The following is a 15713-nucleotide window of genomic DNA, read 5'->3' on the forward strand; positions in this document are numbered from 1 at the left end:
CAAATAGGACAATTAGTCGCACCCCCATTTCGCGTGGTTTATGCAATCATAGTTTTGATTATAATAAAATTTAGTATTGACACTAAAAACAAAATTATTACCTATAAGGGTATTAAAATTTAAAGAAGAAAGAGAAAATATGGGATTGTTTTCATCTTTAAGTTATGAGCAAAAAGAAGCCTTGGGGCTTTTGCAGATCGGGACTTTTTTAGAGTACTTCGATCTGATGCTCTATATCCACATGGCTGTCCTTCTCAATGAACTTTTTTTCCCGGCAACAGATTCTCACACGGCGGCTCTTCTAACAGCCTTAGCGTTTTGTTCGACCTATGTCATGCGACCCATCGGCGCGCTGATTTTTGGGTGGCTGGGGGATAATATCGGGCGCCGATCAACTATCATCATCACAACGGTGATGATGTCGGTGTCGTGTGTTTTGATGGCGAATCTGCCGACTTATTCTCAGATTGGCATCACCGCAACGTGGCTTGTGACGATATGTAGAGTCGCTCAAGGGATGTCTTCCATGGGTGAATTTGTGGGGGCTCAAATTTATGTCACAGAAAGTATTTCTCGACCCTTCTCCTATCCCGCGGTGGCCTTTGTAAGTCTCGCTTCTATGCTGGGAGGGATTGTTGCCCTTGGCGTGGCGGCTTTGGTGACGAATTTTTATATGAATTGGCGCCTCGCCTTTTGGATTGGGGCTGTCATTGCTCTTGTCGGGGCCGTGGCGCGGACACGTCTTCGGGAAACGCCAGAATTTCTAGAAATGAAACGTCAAAAAATGAAGGAAATAGTCGCTGAGCTCAGCAGTGATGAGGATTATACTGATCCCGGATCGACTGCGGCGATGCCTTGGAAAGAGCCGATCAAAGTAAAAACATTGGTCTATTACTTTTTGGTTTATTGTGGTTGGCCATTGTCCTTTTATTTGGCGTATATGTATTTTAACCCGATGCTGAAACAGGATTTCGGTTATACGTCATCCCAAATTATTATGCACAATTTCTATTTGTCGATAGTTCCTCTTGTTTCGGGCATCTTCTGGGCTTTGTTGAGCTATCGCTTTCACCCCATTCGGATTATGAAAGTAAAGTGGGTATTCATATTTTCCCTGATGCTCGCGATGCCGTTTCTGATTCTGACCCTCAATAGCCCGGTTCATTTGTTCCTTCTTCAAGCCAGCATTCTGATTCTTCATCTTGGGAGCATGCCGGGAGAAGCCGTGTTCTATATACATTTGCCCATCTACCGGCGCTTTACCTTTGGTAGTTTTCTTTACGCCTTATCCCGGGCGCTCATGTATATTATAACGGCTTTTGGCTTGGTTTTTCTGGGGGACTATTTTGGGCCATTCGGACTATGGTTTATCACGTTACCGATCACGGTCGCCTTCCTCTATGGCCTTCTTTATTTTGAGGGATTGGAAAGAAAATTGGGAATTTACCCGAACCTGACGCGAAAGAAAGCTCACGAAGTTTCATTCAACCTATCGAAGGCGGCTTGAAGCGCGTCCCCAAAGAAAGGAATATAGATGAAGTTGTTTTCTACCCTAAGCCGCGAACAAAAAGAAGTCGTAGGACTCTTACAGGTTGGCACGTTTTTAGAGTATTTTGACCTGATGCTCTATATCCATATGGCTGTCCTGCTCAATGAGCTCTTTTTCCCTCAGACGGATCCAACGACAGCCGCATTTCTGGCAGCCCTAGCGTTTTGTTCCACCTATGTCATGCGACCCATCGGGGCCCTTATTTTTGGATGGCTGGGTGATAACATCGGGCGTAGGTCAACTATCATTATCACAACTGTGATGATGTCGATTTCTTGTGTCCTTATGGCAAACCTCCCGACTTATTCTCAAATTGGTATTGCAGCCACGTGGATTGTGACAATTTGCAGAATGGTTCAAGGGATGTCTTCTCTTGGAGAGATTGTAGGCGCCCAAATTTATGTAACAGAGAGCATTCCGCGTCCCAAATGTTACCCTGCCGTTGCTTTTGTGAGCGTTGCCTCTACTCTGGGAGCTATGGCTGCCCTTGGTGTTGCGACTCTTGTGACATCCCTCTATATGAATTGGCGTCTTGCTTTTTGGATTGGTGCTGTCATTGCCCTTGTTGGGGCCGTGGCACGCACGCGTCTTCGGGAGACCCCAGACTTCTTAGAGATGAAAAGGAAACAGATGAAGGAGGCTATTGAAGAGCTCAGCAAAGATAGTAAAGGCATAAGCAAAGGGACAAGGAGCACCGCGTCTTGGAAAGAACCCTATAAAATCAAGACATTAACATCCTATTTTTTAATCTATTGTGGATGGCCGTTAACTTTCTATTTGGCCTATATGTATTTTAACCCCATGCTAAAAGCGAACTTTGGATATTCTTCTGCACAAATTATTCGGCACAATTTCTTTTTATCGATCATCATGGTTGGGGCTTCTATTTTCTGGGCCTCCTTAAGTTATAAGATCCACCCTCTCAAAATTTTAAAAGTAAGAGGTTTCATGATTCTTGCTTTGATGATTCTTCTCCCCCTTTGGATTATGAATGTAGACAGTGCGATACAATTATTCTGTCTGCAGGCTATGATCATCTTGTTGCCCTTGGATAGTTTGCCCGGACAAGCCATTTTTATTTATCATTTCCCGATCTATCGACGGTTTACCTTTGCAAGCGTTTTGTATGCTTTATCCCGTGTCATTATGTATATTGCCACTTCTTTGGGATTGGTTGTATTGAGTAGCTTTTTTGGTCATTACGGGCTCTGGCTCATCACCTTACCAATAACGTTCGCTTACCTTTATGGCTTACGATATTTTGAGGATCTTGAACGGAGCATTGGTATTTATCCGAATTTAATGCGAAAAGCTTCATAAGGAATTATGTACAGCAGGAACAATTCTTGTGTTTTTTTCTGCTTCATTTTCAGGGTTTAGAACACAAAATTCTGATTTTTCAATTTTTACAAGATCTTATTAGAAGAGTTAAGAGAGGGTTGGGCGAGGTCATGGGGCGTCCGAACGAGTTCAGATAAGTGCCAATGCCGTGTGGCTTGAGCAATTGCGCGAACCTCATACTCTTGGACGATATTAATATTTGGGTTAACATTTGTGTTTATAATACAAGTCGTTATCTTACGATTATCAATTTTGATAATTCTTCTTAATAATCTTTTCCCATCTGAAGATTCGATAATACAAACCTGTCCCTGATACATCTGATATTGATTTTTGTTGATAACTTTCCATCCGGCAACAAAGTCATTCTCATTGTAGTAGGGGGACATCAAATCATCGGAAATGGTAAGGGTAAGATATGATGAGTTAGATTTAAAAAGGTTTATTTCTTTTTGAATAAGGCTCGTGTCTTGGTCGGGAGTTGGTACTTCCTTGTTGCTGTCGGATTCCTTCTTTTTCCCATAAAACAAATAATCAAAGCTCGCTTCATGGGCATCCTCACCCAAGGATACAGAAAATAAGCTGGAAAAAAGATTGGAAAATAAAAGGGCCTTTTGGGCGGTGAGTTCTCGGTCTCCCAACTCTAAGGCTTTAAGGGTGTTCGCACTCATTCCTGTTTGTTCTGCAAACGCAAGTCGAGTGAGACCTGCCTTTTTCCTTAAGCTTTGGAGACGCTTGCCTCGTTCGATTAATGTCGTGTGTTTTACCATAAAATTACTCTGAATCTTGAGAGTTTTCTAAAGATATAAGGCTATGCAGCTTTTTAAAAATATCAACAGAAGCTGTGCCAAATATTACCATATCAGTTCTTTCAATTGTTTAAGGGCAAATTTCTACGCGCTTGCCGATAAATATTGTTTATCCCAGTTTCCCTTTTTAAGTACACCGTGGCTCAAGAATTACCTTCAGTGTGACCCATAACCCTAGTGATTTGGCCTTTCATTTGGGTTTCTTATAGCCAAAACCGCTGTAATGATACATCTTCCGAAAAGTCCTTGATTAAATCTTAACATAAAATTTCTACCTGTACCAATTTTTCTTTACTCAATTTTGGGCATTTAGGGTACAGAAGGGGGGAGTCATGGTTGAAGGACGTTTTATCTAATGTATTGAATTATCTATCTTAAATAGGAAAAAGGTCTCTTTAACAACCTTTTCTTTAGGGGGTAAAAAAAAATTTGAAATAAATATTGATACCTGTACCTATTTGAGTTATTATGGTTTAAGTACAGGTACCACAATGTTGATTTAGGGGGCCAGAACATGTTAAAGCTTATCGTTTCTAACACTGAGCTATGTACCAATACCCTTCCTCAAGCGTTAACACCGCCTGAGAATCTTGTAGGGTTCTCAGCAGAAGTTCGGGTAAAAGGTCCTTACTTGTATCTTATGTCAGCCCAAGACCCTTCCCATTATTTAAGTTGTGAGCTTGTTTTAGAAGTAGAAGAATCGCTCGATGAAGTCGCTGGGGCGGTTATCTGCCATTTTCCGAGCATTGAATCTGACCAACTTTGCAATTTTATCAATGATGATGAATGCCTTTATGGTATGGCCATGATTGAGTTCCAGATGAAGATTTTAGAACAATTGTTCCAATTTTGTGCAACTCATTATGCTTCCAAGCTCATTATTTATACAGATGATGCTCAAGCCAATGAGTTAGAGATTTATAGAGACTTCCTTAGTCATGAAGGCCAAGCCGTGACAGCGAAGGGAAGTCAAACAGAAATGATTATTTCTGTAGACCCAAAAACAATTGCAGATTGGGTCGCCTATAAGGATATGGTAACACTTAAGTTTCGCCAGACATTATGGCAAGATCAACGTTCGAACCCCACAATTAAGCAATATTTAAAAATTTATCCCTTTTAAAGGGAAATTGTGGAAGACGTAATCCTAAAAAAAGAGGCCTCCTTCTTTGAAGGCCCAATAATAATAAGGAGTCATAATCATGATTTGGATTTTTAGTTTAGACAAAGCCAGCGCCTGCGCTTGCGACAATTACAATGATCTTTTTCAGTATTTGTTAAAGAATGATAACCAATTTTCAGAAACGGATGTTGTCTCAGATATGGGGGCTGGCCAAATGAAACAGTGGTGTTTGACGTATTGCAAAGAACATAACTATGTTGTGATCGAAAACTTTGCTTCCCAAAAGCAACCTTACCTTCAAGACACGCCTCGGGATTATGGTTTGGCTGAGGTCACACCGGAACCTTTTTCTGAGTTGATCGTGAATTAAGCATTTGATTTATCTGAAAAAATATAATTTTCTTCCATCTTGAACCCTGCAAAGACTCTTGACCACCCTCTTCCTCATGGGATAACTATACCCATCATAGACCATTGTTTTGATTAAATTCCCATGAAACCGTATTTTTCAATTATTATTCCCACCTATAATCGTGCCAATCTATTGCACACGACCTTGGTCAGTATCCAACACCAAACCTGGTCCCATTGGGAGGTTCATGTCGTCGATGATGGGTCAATAGACCATACGAAGGATATTATGGAAGCCTTTCGATCCGATACCAGGTTCCATTATCATCTCCAGGATCACGGCGGACCTGCAGGGGCACGTAATTTAGGAATGGAGAAGGCAAAAGGGGATATTTTTACTTTTGTCGACAGCGATGACCCTTTGTATCCTCACTATTTAGAGGCTGGGATACAGTATCTCTTCAAGGATAATCAGAAATCCTTTGCTCTCAGTCACTGTGATTTTTTCTATGAGCTTTATGATCGGGAGGGCAGACTGCTAAAGCGAAAGTCCGCTTCTTCCGATCAACGGCTGGATGTGAGCTTGCAAGATGTTTACAACTGGAATGTTCGGCTGGCTATTGGAACGGGTTTGTTTTTAAAGCCTCAGAAATTTAAAGGAAAAGTCCAATGGAACCCAGATATTATCCCTGGGGATGATATTGAATTTATCATGCAATTAGCCTGTATTGATTCAGGTGGGTTTGTCTACATCCCAAAGGCCCTTTTCGAATATCGACAAAGGTATGGGGGTGATGGGTTGTGTTCTAATACGCCTTATGGACAGTGGGCAGAGATGTTTCAAAAAATTCATGATTTGCATAAGGATGATGTTCTTATGAAAGAACCCCAGGCGTATTTACGTCGCGTCGAAAAATATCGACGCCTCCAAAAACAATTTGACCAAAACGAGGTCGTGCCGCCCCACCTCAAATACTTTCCAGAGCATTGGGAGAAGTAAGGTTGTCACTTTGGTTACCACCTATTTTCATCAATTTCAAAGGCCATCTTTTCTGGTAGTTGTTGACGATAAAATCAACTTTCTTCTCTAAGAGAGCTTGGTCGTTCTGACGTGATTCAATCAGTTGAGCAACTTCGGATAACAACGGTTCGTTCACCAAATTATGTATAATGATGAAGTCATTAGCCACGGGTTTCCTCGGGTCATTGTAAATTCTGAGTTGTATATTGGAAAGATTGCCCTTCATTTCAAGGGCAATTCAAGATGCTAGTATATTAACCAGTTTTTAACGTTTATTCAAGGCAAGCGGGCAAATGTAAGGAAGTTTTGTGGCTATGTGAAGTTTTTTAGGGTTTTATGGAAATTTCGTTTGAAAGTGAGGAAGAGAGGGCCGCTTAAGCAGACACCCAATAAAATCTCTTACAGTATTGCCCAAAAAGCATAACATTTTGATATGGTACAAAAAAAACATCTTCATAATCTTTTTACCACTTGTCTGATATAAAAAATAATGTTGTCATAATACAAATGGCAGCAAATAGAGAAAATTTATCTTTTATTAAGGAAGATCGTCTTGAAGAACCGATATCTTTATTCTGCATTAGTTTCAGTGATTACTATTGCTGTAGCACAAGCGGACGGTGATTCTTCGGAAAGTGACCGAGAAAAATGTTATGGGGTTGCCAAAGCCGGAGATAATGATTGTGCGGGCTTTGATAGTCATGGGGAGAAGCAAGGCTGCCCAGGATGGACAACTCAGGATAATGACCCCTACGCCTGGTCGTATGTTCCGAAAGGAACCTGTAAAGGCTCACTTCATCCACCCCCGCGGGTCAAGTCGAAGGATAAAGATTAGGAAACAGAGTATAGACCAAAATAGAGGAGAGATGACATGACTTTTGTGGGATTGCCCCCTCGACAAGCCTCTGCTGGCATTGGTCTGCGTCATGCTCATTACGACCAATTCACAAAAGAAAAGCAGCCTGTTGCTTGGCTCGAAGTCCATGCTGAGAATTTCCTGAACTTTGATACGCCTGCATTCAAAATGCTGGAGCGCATTCGCCAGGATTATCCCTTGAGCTTACACGCGGTCAATTTATCGTTGGGGTCTAGTGATGGCATTGATGAGGACCATGTCAAGCGTGTGAAAGGGCTTATTGACCGCTTGAACCCTTTTATTGTTTCAGATCACTTGTCCTGGGGACGCATCGACGGGTATTACTTGAACGACCTCCTCCCTATACCCTATACAAAAGAATCTCTGGATGTGTTTGATTCAAACATTTCACGTATTCAAGATCTATTGGAGCGCTCCTTGTTGATTGAAAACCCTTCCTCATACTTGCAATTTAAGGCTAGCGAGATTGAAGAAGCCGATTTTCTCACCACCCTCGTGAATCGGACGGGGTCTAGTATTCTCTTAGATGTTAACAATATCTACGTATCCTGTTGCAATCATGGATGGGATGCAGAAGCTTATCTGAATGCAATCCCAGCGGCCCTTGTCAAAGAAATTCATCTTGCAGGTCACACGCTCCAAGGATCTATCCGGATTGACGATCACGGCTCTAAGGTGTGCCATGAGGTGTGGGAGCTGTATCAAAAAGCACTGACAGCCTATGGTCCAGTCCCAACCCTGATCGAGTGGGATACGAAAGTGCCAGAATTGGGTATCTTGTTAGCTGAAGCCTCTAAGGCTCAAAACCTCCTCGATAGCCTTCGCGTCCCTTCAAACTCACCAAGGAAGCAATCTCATGTCAGCTTTGGCTAAAATACAAAAGGATTTTTGCAAGTCCATACGGGGACATGGGGACCAGGAATTTTTGTCTCACATGACACAGACGAGCCTGCCAAAAGAAGAATTGTTGGACATCCACCATAACAATATTTTCTCCGTTCATATTCGTTCTCTACGTAATGATTTTCCGATGGTTTTTTCAATGATGGGGGAGCTTATGGCACGTCCCATGGCCCAGGGGTATGTGGAAGCCAATTTCCCTTGTACGGCGAGTCTCGAAGAGTGGGGTGCTGGATTTTCGAGCTTTATTCAACGCTATGAATTGGCCGCTTCTTGGCCGTATTTGGCTGAGATTGCATCCTATGAATGGGCAAAACATAAGGCTTATTGTTCGCCGGAAGAACCCTTGTTAACAGCTGAAGACATGAAGAAATTCATTGAACCGGGGAAAGAGGAGGTTGTTTTCTCTTTTCAAAAATCTTGTCAATTGATGGCATTTTCTCATCCCTTAGAAGACATCATTTCTTCACATCAAGAAGGAAAAGCCCCTCCTGAAACGCAAACCTCTTCCTACGCTCTTCTCGTAAAGCACGAAGGTTTCATAAAAGTGTTTTGGTTAACGCCGTCTTTGTTTGTATTTGTGAATCGACTAAAAGAGGGCCAAGATGTTGATGTTGCCTTTGCAGCAGCACAGGTGCTTGACGCAGAGTTTAATGCCAGTCAAGCATTTAACTTCCTTCTAACCAATCCGCTATTACATCGATAAGGAGTGCCAAATGCGTCGCCTTGTGGCATTCCTAACACGTTTATTTAATCGGCTGGATGTTTATCTTTTTCCCTTACTCCTCCTTGCGATGCGCATTTGGATAGCTCATATATTTTGGAAGTCTGGATACCATAAGATTAGACATTGGGGGGCAACTATCAGCTTGTTTAAATATGAATATAAAGTTCCCTTGATTAACCCAGAAATTGCTGCTTATTTAACGACAACCTTTGAATTGGTTTGTCCTGTTTTGCTTGTTTTTGGCTTGATGACCCGCATTGCGACGCTTCCGTTAATTGTTATGACGGCTGTGATGCAGTTTACTTACATTTCTCTAGAGGCGCATTTGTTTTGGACTTTTATATTAGGAACACTTCTCCTCAAAGGGGCAGGCCCCCTTTCTCTCGATGACCTTATTTTTAGACGCGCGAGGTCTAGGGTAAAGGTAATGGGGGTTTGACCATTCTTGGTGCAGGGCCCCTGTCCTTTGTTTATCTTGAAGACTCAATTTCAGAATTTCCTTTAAAAATAAACTAAAAATAAATGATTGGTCGCCTAAACTAGAATCAGCATGGAATTTTGGTATTTGTTCAAGGGCAGACAATGCGAACCATGGAAACCTATTTGCCACCGAATCGATTGTTGTCAACGCGAGCGATTGCTATGCCAGCAGACACAAACCCAAGTGGGGATATTTTTGGGGGGTGGTTGGTTTGTCAAATGGACTTAGCCGGGGGCAATGTTGCTTCTGTGCGCACCAAGGGCCGTGTTGTCACCGTTGCTATCGATGCTCTTGTCTTTCATAAACCCGTATTTGTCGGCGATGAAGTGAGCTGCTATGCGGAAGTGATACGTCTCGGTCACACATCTCTTACCCTCCATATTGAAGCCTGGGTGCGGCGCGCCTTAACAGATGAGGTGATCAAAGTCACAGAAGGCACGTTTACGTTTGTTGCGATTGACGAAGACCATAAACCCCGTGAGTACCCAAGGGACAAAGAGGCTTGACCCTGTCTTTTCTTCCCGTTCCGTCATCATTATGATTTCCCTGGATTCCTAGTTTATCATTGCACTTTGGCTTGCTATACTCAACTTTGTTGAAGCACTGCTTCATATGAGAACAAAATATTGAGGAGTCGGGGAAATCACCGTTCAGAAAAATCAAGGAGAGACTGTTGCATACCCTGGTTTGTGGTACCAGAAAGCTTCTGCATGGGTATTTTCTCCCGGATTTTGGCTCTTAATATGTCTTCCCTTGATGGGGGGGTGCTCTTGGTTTTTTGAATCTGATAAGATGGAAATTGAAGAAAAAGTCGCTCTTGATTTGCCCAGTATTCCCTACAAAACAACGATAAAATCAAAGGTTCCAGAAAACGTGAACTCAGAGTTGGAAACTCATTTAAAAGAAGTTTCTCTTCTCATCAAATTAGAGTCTCGCCCCCCCACAAGTCTTCATGCCCTTTACCATCGGATTCGAAATGATGGGGAGCGCCTCAAACAAGCTTTGTTCGAAAGGGGGTATTTTGATGGGGAAGTTGACTTTGTTGTCCAGGAAAAAGCTGATCCTGTAATTGTAACTGTGACTTATGCAACGGGGAAGCGTTACCAAATTTCGGGCCTTACGGTGACCGCTAAGGAAGACAGGGCCGATCCCCTGCAACTCATTCCGAGCAAGGTATCTAAAACCCTTCAACTTCATGAAGGGGACGAAGTAGATTTGGTACGCATTAAAGAGGCAAATCAACGGCTTGCTAAGTACTTGCGAGATCATGGTTATCCATTTGCAGAGATGGATGGGCCTGAAGGACAAATAGACCGACAGAAGAAAAGTCTACATATTGTTTTTCGCGCGAATCCTGGACATACCAGCCGCTATGGAAAAACAGAGATCACAGGATTAAAGAATCTTGACCCGCAATTCGTTCGTAACCGCCTCGTTTGGAAAGAGGGGGCGCAGTTTGATGAACGCGAGCTGGAAAAGACACGTCGTAAATTGATGGGAACAGGTTTGTTTTCTGGGATTGAAATTAAGCCAGATGAAAGTGCGCAAGACTCAGAAGTTGTACCATTGACCGTGAATTTAGCAGAAGGCCCCCCGCGGACAATAGGGGCCGGCGTCCGATATGCAACAACGGAAGGCTTTGGAGGACAAGTTTTTTGGTCTCATCGCAACATCTTTGGCTCTGGAGAAAATCTAGGATTGATGATCAAAGCTTCCCCGCGATTGAGTAAGGCCAAGATTGATTTCGATATCCCGGATTTTTTTGCCGCTGAGCAATTTTTGCGTAATGAAATCGGGGCAACCCGAGAGGTAAATCGGGCGTATGAAAGCCGATCTCTTGATATTGGAACGCGTCTAGAGCATCCCTTTTCTGATACCATTAAAGGCATGGTTGGCGTCACAGGAGAGACCGGAAAAGTCAAGCGTGCGGGGGTCCGTTACCTTAATCAGTTGATCGGTTTTCCTCTTGAGCTCCAAATGGATGGGAGCAATGATTTGATTGATCCAACTAAGGGGGGGCGTTTTAGCGCCTACGTAACGCCTTACATTGGGAAGTCTGGGATGGACTCACGCCTCATGATTTCAAGTGCAAAGGGCAGTTATTATTTAAGAATCATCAAACCAGACACAGTCATACTCGCTGGGTGGGTCCATGGGGGAACGGTTGCTGTGAGTTCTTTGGACAATTTAGCACCGAATAAGCGATTTTATGCAGGTGGCGCAGGTTCAGTGCGGGCCTATGGGTATAAGCTGTTAGGACCGCTGGATACGAGTCGCATTCCCATTGGTGGACGGTCGGTCTTGGAATATGGCCTCGAGGGGAGATTTAAGGTCACAGACACCATTGGTTTCGTGGTTTTTGCAGAAGCCGGGAGCGTTTCTTCCAATGCAACTCCCGATGTATCAAGTCAAGGGCGTCTTTGGGGTGTGGGAGCCGGTATTCGGTACTATACAGGCATTGGCCCTATTCGATTTGACATCGCAACGCCGATGAAGCGTCGTCGGGATGGGTCAACCAAGCCCATAGATTCTGCATATCAATTCTATTTAAGTGTAGGGCAAGCATTTTAAGATGAAGTTTTGGGGATGGTTTTTTAGAATGTTTCTCGCGGTCTTAGGCATAAGCTTATTTCTGCTCCAATCCCAATTTGCCAAAAAATCTATTTTGGGATTCATCGTGAATCAGCCTGTGAAAGACTCCCCCTATACTATCGAAGTTGAGGGGATTCGTGGGTTGTTTCCGTTTCAATTTTCAGTGGCTTCTTTAGAATTCAAGGACGGGGAAGAGCGCCTCGCGATGGTTTCCGATCTTTCCGTGGTTTGGTTGATGCCGTCATTGATGACCAAAGAGATTAAAGTGACGTTGACAAGAGGCAATGAGCTTGCCGGTGATCTGACTTACGTTATTGGCAAACATGCCTTATTTGCGAATCTGCAAGGTGATGGGCTACCTCTTGGACCGTATGGAGTAATCACCTCCCTTAACGTCGACTTCCCTACTCTTGATTTATTAAAAGGCCACATCACTGCAATCTTCCATGATGGACAAGAATCAGTGACCTTAACCTTGCTCCTTGAGGAGCTTGATGCCCAACGCTTACAGATCAGTAAGATTCATTTGGTAGGTAAGGATATTCAGGGGCAAGGCCAGGTCATGTTGTTTCCAAAACAAAGCCGTTGGGAAGGGGAAGCTGAACTTCACACGGCCAACTTGGCTCCCTATGACAGGTGGGTTCAAAAAGGTCTGCAAGGGGCAGCCACACTAAAATATCAACAAACCCTAAAAGGGGAAGGGAATTTAGACTTAACTCTTGAGGGATTTCACTATGGGACGTTTGGGGCAAAATCCTTGAAAGCTCATGGGGAAATGGATTCACAAAAGCATCTTAAAGTGTCGATGGAGGCGAAAGATGCCGTTGTGAATGCTATTCCTATGACGACAATAACATCGACGGGTACCATTGATAAAGTCAAAGCTACATTTGAAGTGATAGGCCGGGGCCAACAAAATATTTCCTTATTGACGCAAGGCGTTGTGAATTATGCCACACTTGATTCACCACACACAAAGATCACCTTGAACAGGGCGGAGTTAACCCATCCCATACACCAATTCTCCTTGAAGCAACCAGCAACTTTTGTTTGGGGAGATGGTATCTTAAAGACCCAGAAAGTTTGGTTAACCACATCCGATGGCGTTATCACCCTTCAAGACTTGATTTTAGGGGACCAACTTTCGGGGGATATTTCCATTGAAAAGCTCCCTTTGACTCTTCTTCGGGTGATCGATCCACAGTGGATTGCTACCGGCAGTTTGTCCGGTAAGGGCGCTCTAAAAGGGACTATGGATGCCCCTGATATTGCACTTTCCTTGGAGGGAAAATCGCTACAATGGGGCCTGCCAACGAAGTCTCGAAAGGGCGTGCCCAATCGTACATTTGCTATAGATATAATGAGCACCTTCCGATTGGTCCAAGGCTTTTTAAGCTGGCAAGTTAAGGTCATTAGTGGCCGAATGCTCTCGCTCATTTGCGAAGGTAAGCTGTCTGTCGATCAATGGTTTCCGACGGCGACAAGTACTCTTGAATCTACGCTCAAAGGCCAAGGGGATGTAGGGCTAATCTCTTTATTTCTACCTTTTGAAGACCTTATCCAAGGACATGCCGTCCTCGATTTACTGGCCAAAGGTAAAATCAAAGAGCCGGTTATTCAAGGTCAGATATCGGTTGTGAATGGGCTCTATGAGAACGCAGCTTTTGGGACCTTGATTAAAAATATCAAAATCCAAGGCAGTGCTTCAGGGGATACTGTGACGGTCTCAAGCATAACGGGCCAAGACAATTCAAAGGGGCGCGTGAACGGGCAGTGTCGTGTAAAATTTACCACACTTCTGAATCCAGATATCGATCTTCAGCTAAATCTCGATCAGCTCATTGTTGTTCAAAATGATGAGCTATCCGGCAAAGCGAGTGGTGTGTTGAATTTGCGGGGATTCATTTGGGGTGATGAGCACACAAAGGCCAAGATAACGGGTGATGTTGTCGTTAAACCTTTTGAGGTGCGTCTTGATGAACATGATGAAAAAATCGTGACGATTAAATTGCTTGAGAAAAAACGCAATGGGACATTCCAAACCGCCTTTGAACATCAAAAGCAGGCGCAAGTTGTCAAAGGATCGTCCTTTTTGCCCTTAGATATTAAGCTGAGTTCGCCGGGACAAATTTTTATTCGAGGATATGGATTTGATGCCCAATGGAAAGGGGAAATGCGGGCGCTTGGGACGATTACTGAGCCAAGGTTGGTTGGAGAAATTGAATTGGTTAGGGGTAAATTTGACTTAGCTGGAAAACCGCTTAAATTATCTGAAGGGCGGATTACCTTTTCCCCAGAGCCGAAAAACGACCCAATATTGTCTATTGTGGGAACGCGGGACGTAGGTGAAATGACAGCGACCATGCGAATAGAAGGACAAGCCTCTAACCCCAAAATTACGTTTTCTTCATCCCCAGCGTTGCCTCAAGAAGAAATACTAGCGCGGCTTTTATTTGCTAAGGGCATCGAGAGTATGTCTGTAACTCAAAGCCTTCTCTTGGCTAATGCGTTAAATACATTTAAGGGTAAAAATAATTTGAATTTCACGGAGAAAGTTCGCTCCGCCTTTGGTTTGGATATTCTCGAATTTAAAGAACGAAAGAATCCTGATGATGATGAATTTAAATCCGCCACGCAGTTGGTAAGCGTGGGCAAACAAATTACGGATAAAGTTTATCTCTCTTTAGATCAATCTGTGAGTGGTGAGGGCGGAACTACGGCCATTATTCAGTATGATGTGACGCCAACGTTAAAAATAGAAGCAGGCGTTGGGGGGGAGAAAAACTCTAACCTCGGTTTTGCGTGGGTGAAGAAGTATTAGGGGGCGTGGGCATAAGGCAGAAGAATATTTTTATTAATCAATTAGTTATGTCATTGTGAGGAGCGAATGCGACGTGGCAGTCTATGTATTCTAATAATCTTGCAACAAAGAATATGTTGAAAATTTCAAATACATGGATTGCCGCGTCCCGCCAGCCCTTGCGTGCTGGCGCTCCTCGCAATGACATAGTTACTTTTATGATATGAAATATGTTCCCAGGACCTGCTTCAACAAATCCTCTAACGCGGTTCGAGGTTGGAATTTCATTCCAATGGGAAGAGTGAGAACTTCTGCACGACAGGGGGCAGGGATGCGCAACATATCCTTTTCGGTCGTGATGAGGGATGCTCGTTCGACGCGGGCGCGCATTCTGAGTTTGCGCAAATCTTCTTCCGTGTAGGGATGGTGGTCAGGGAAAGTAACGAATCCTTTCACGTTATATCCAGCCGTTTGAAGTGTTTGGCGAAACTTATCTGGGTATCCGATGCCAGCGAAACCTATGACAGCGATTGGTTCTAGGTCAAGAGGCACGATTTTAGCGCGAATGAGGGGACAGGGAAGAGGGGATAAAGTAGCTGGCAAGGGGTCTTTATCGTCGCTGACAAAAACAAGGGCGGAAGTATTCTTTAACCCAGACGAAATGGATTGTCGCAACGGGCCAGCTGGGAAAATGCATCCGTTCCCAAACCCTTGGGAAGCATTCACAACAACAATTTGGACGTCTTTGTGTATGGTGTGATTTTGATGAGCATCGTCGAGGAGGAGTATATCTGCTCCGGCCTTTATGGCAAGATCAACGGCGGCACGTCGATTCCGGGAGACCCATGTGGGCGCGACCTTTGCCAATAGCAAAGGTTCATCACCGACTTGTTGGAAAATGTGGTGATCAAGGTCTACTTGGAGAGGTCCGGAAAGGGATCCGCCATATCCTCGGCTGATGATGTGGGGAGTGTGGCCCATGGTTTGGAGCTTTTTCGCAACCGCAATGGTCAGGGGTGTTTTTCCAGCGCCGCCTAACACGAAATTTCCAATGGAAATGACCGGGACAGAAGCTCGATAGGGTTTCGAGAGACTTTGATGAATGAATGTTGCCCCCCTATAAAACCAGCTCAAGGGCGCCA

General features: G+C 43.8%; 15 protein-coding genes. 12 read left to right on the top strand and 3 right to left on the bottom strand.

Annotated elements, in window-relative coordinates; genetic code table 11:
• Positions 1-139: 139 nt before the first annotated feature.
• Positions 140-1507, top strand: coding sequence for an MFS transporter (locus K2Y18_04695; GenBank protein ID MBX9805036.1), 1368 nt, complete (start codon positions 140-142; stop codon positions 1505-1507).
• Positions 1508-1534: 27 nt separating this feature from the next.
• Positions 1535-2869, top strand: coding sequence for an MFS transporter (locus tag K2Y18_04700; GenBank protein ID MBX9805037.1), 1335 nt, complete (start codon positions 1535-1537; stop codon positions 2867-2869).
• Positions 2870-2955: 86 nt separating this feature from the next.
• Here the strand turns inward: K2Y18_04700 and K2Y18_04705 are convergent, their stop codons facing one another.
• Entirely contained in the window at positions 2956-3660 is a 705-nt protein-coding gene (locus tag K2Y18_04705) for a helix-turn-helix domain-containing protein (GenBank protein ID MBX9805038.1), read from the bottom strand.
• Positions 3661-4213: 553 nt separating this feature from the next.
• On the opposite strand from K2Y18_04705, the gene K2Y18_04710 reads away from it, so the two are divergent.
• The 3 genes from K2Y18_04710 to K2Y18_04720 all read left to right on the top strand — a co-directional run bounded on the left by K2Y18_04710 (position 4214) and on the right by K2Y18_04720 (position 6173).
• Positions 4214-4822, top strand: coding sequence for a hypothetical protein (locus tag K2Y18_04710; protein ID MBX9805039.1), 609 nt, complete (start codon positions 4214-4216; stop codon positions 4820-4822).
• A gap of 79 nt (positions 4823-4901) precedes the next feature.
• On the top strand, positions 4902-5192 hold the full coding sequence (locus K2Y18_04715) for a hypothetical protein (protein MBX9805040.1): 291 nt from the start codon (positions 4902-4904) through the stop codon (positions 5190-5192).
• A gap of 123 nt (positions 5193-5315) precedes the next feature.
• Positions 5316-6173: a glycosyltransferase family 2 protein gene (locus K2Y18_04720; protein MBX9805041.1), complete on the top strand. Its 858-nt coding sequence runs from the start codon at positions 5316-5318 to the stop codon at positions 6171-6173.
• Here the strand turns inward: K2Y18_04720 and K2Y18_04725 are convergent.
• Positions 6142-6363 carry a hypothetical protein gene (locus K2Y18_04725; protein MBX9805042.1) on the bottom strand — a complete coding sequence of 74 codons (222 nt, stop codon included), beginning with the start codon at positions 6361-6363 and terminating at the stop codon, positions 6142-6144. The two genes, K2Y18_04720 and K2Y18_04725, sit on opposite strands and share 32 nt — an antisense overlap.
• A 420-nt stretch (positions 6364-6783) precedes the next feature.
• On the opposite strand from K2Y18_04725, the gene K2Y18_04730 reads away from it, so the two are divergent.
• The 7 genes from K2Y18_04730 to K2Y18_04760 all read left to right on the top strand — a co-directional run bounded on the left by K2Y18_04730 (position 6784) and on the right by K2Y18_04760 (position 14592).
• Entirely contained in the window at positions 6784-7029 is a 246-nt protein-coding gene (locus K2Y18_04730) for a DUF2282 domain-containing protein (GenBank protein MBX9805043.1), read from the top strand.
• 36 nt (positions 7030-7065) lie between these two features.
• A complete protein-coding gene (locus tag K2Y18_04735) occupies positions 7066-7944 on the top strand; it encodes a DUF692 domain-containing protein (GenBank protein MBX9805044.1) in 879 nt (292 codons plus the stop codon).
• Positions 7928-8677, top strand: coding sequence for a DNA-binding domain-containing protein (locus K2Y18_04740; GenBank protein MBX9805045.1), 750 nt, complete (start codon positions 7928-7930; stop codon positions 8675-8677). The genes K2Y18_04735 and K2Y18_04740 overlap by 17 nt, the downstream gene beginning before the upstream one ends.
• Positions 8678-8687: 10 nt before the next feature.
• The gene (locus K2Y18_04745; GenBank protein ID MBX9805046.1) at positions 8688-9137 is read left to right on the top strand and encodes a DoxX family protein; all 450 of its coding nucleotides are present in this window, start codon (positions 8688-8690) and stop codon (positions 9135-9137) included.
• Between the two features lie 143 nt (positions 9138-9280).
• Positions 9281-9685, top strand: a complete 405-nt coding sequence (locus tag K2Y18_04750) for an acyl-CoA thioesterase (GenBank protein MBX9805047.1) — start codon at positions 9281-9283, stop codon at positions 9683-9685.
• Positions 9686-9866: 181 nt separating this feature from the next.
• On the top strand, positions 9867-11750 hold the full coding sequence (locus K2Y18_04755; GenBank protein MBX9805048.1) for a BamA/TamA family outer membrane protein: 1884 nt from the start codon (positions 9867-9869) through the stop codon (positions 11748-11750).
• 1 nt (position 11751) lies between these two features.
• Positions 11752-14592 carry a translocation/assembly module TamB gene (locus tag K2Y18_04760; protein ID MBX9805049.1) on the top strand — a complete coding sequence of 947 codons (2841 nt, stop codon included), beginning with the start codon at positions 11752-11754 and terminating at the stop codon, positions 14590-14592.
• Positions 14593-14787: 195 nt separating this feature from the next.
• On the opposite strand, the gene lpxK is transcribed toward K2Y18_04760, so the two are convergent.
• A partial coding sequence (gene lpxK / locus K2Y18_04765) for a tetraacyldisaccharide 4'-kinase (GenBank protein ID MBX9805050.1) occupies positions 14788-15713 on the bottom strand: 926 nt, incomplete at its 5' end.

Source organism: Alphaproteobacteria bacterium, assembly GCA_019746225.1.
Lineage (GTDB): Bacteria > Pseudomonadota > Alphaproteobacteria > Paracaedibacterales > VGCI01 > VGCI01.

What these genes read in the sequence shown, in the direction of transcription:
- K2Y18_04695 (MBX9805036.1), top strand. Translation starts at nt 140, where the DNA reads ATGGGATTGTTTTCATCTTTAAGTTATGAGCAAAAAGAAGCCTTGGGG.
- K2Y18_04700 (MBX9805037.1), top strand. Translation starts at nt 1,535, where the DNA reads ATGAAGTTGTTTTCTACCCTAAGCCGCGAACAAAAAGAAGTCGTAGGA.
- K2Y18_04705 (MBX9805038.1), bottom strand. Translation starts at nt 3,660, where the DNA reads ATGGTAAAACACACGACATTAATCGAACGAGGCAAGCGTCTCCAAAGC.
- K2Y18_04710 (MBX9805039.1), top strand. Translation starts at nt 4,214, where the DNA reads ATGTTAAAGCTTATCGTTTCTAACACTGAGCTATGTACCAATACCCTT.
- K2Y18_04715 (MBX9805040.1), top strand. Translation starts at nt 4,902, where the DNA reads ATGATTTGGATTTTTAGTTTAGACAAAGCCAGCGCCTGCGCTTGCGAC.
- K2Y18_04720 (MBX9805041.1), top strand. Translation starts at nt 5,316, where the DNA reads ATGAAACCGTATTTTTCAATTATTATTCCCACCTATAATCGTGCCAAT.
- K2Y18_04735 (MBX9805044.1), top strand. Translation starts at nt 7,066, where the DNA reads ATGACTTTTGTGGGATTGCCCCCTCGACAAGCCTCTGCTGGCATTGGT.
- K2Y18_04740 (MBX9805045.1), top strand. Translation starts at nt 7,928, where the DNA reads ATGTCAGCTTTGGCTAAAATACAAAAGGATTTTTGCAAGTCCATACGG.
- K2Y18_04745 (MBX9805046.1), top strand. Translation starts at nt 8,688, where the DNA reads ATGCGTCGCCTTGTGGCATTCCTAACACGTTTATTTAATCGGCTGGAT.
- K2Y18_04750 (MBX9805047.1), top strand. Translation starts at nt 9,281, where the DNA reads ATGCGAACCATGGAAACCTATTTGCCACCGAATCGATTGTTGTCAACG.
- K2Y18_04760 (MBX9805049.1), top strand. Translation starts at nt 11,752, where the DNA reads ATGAAGTTTTGGGGATGGTTTTTTAGAATGTTTCTCGCGGTCTTAGGC.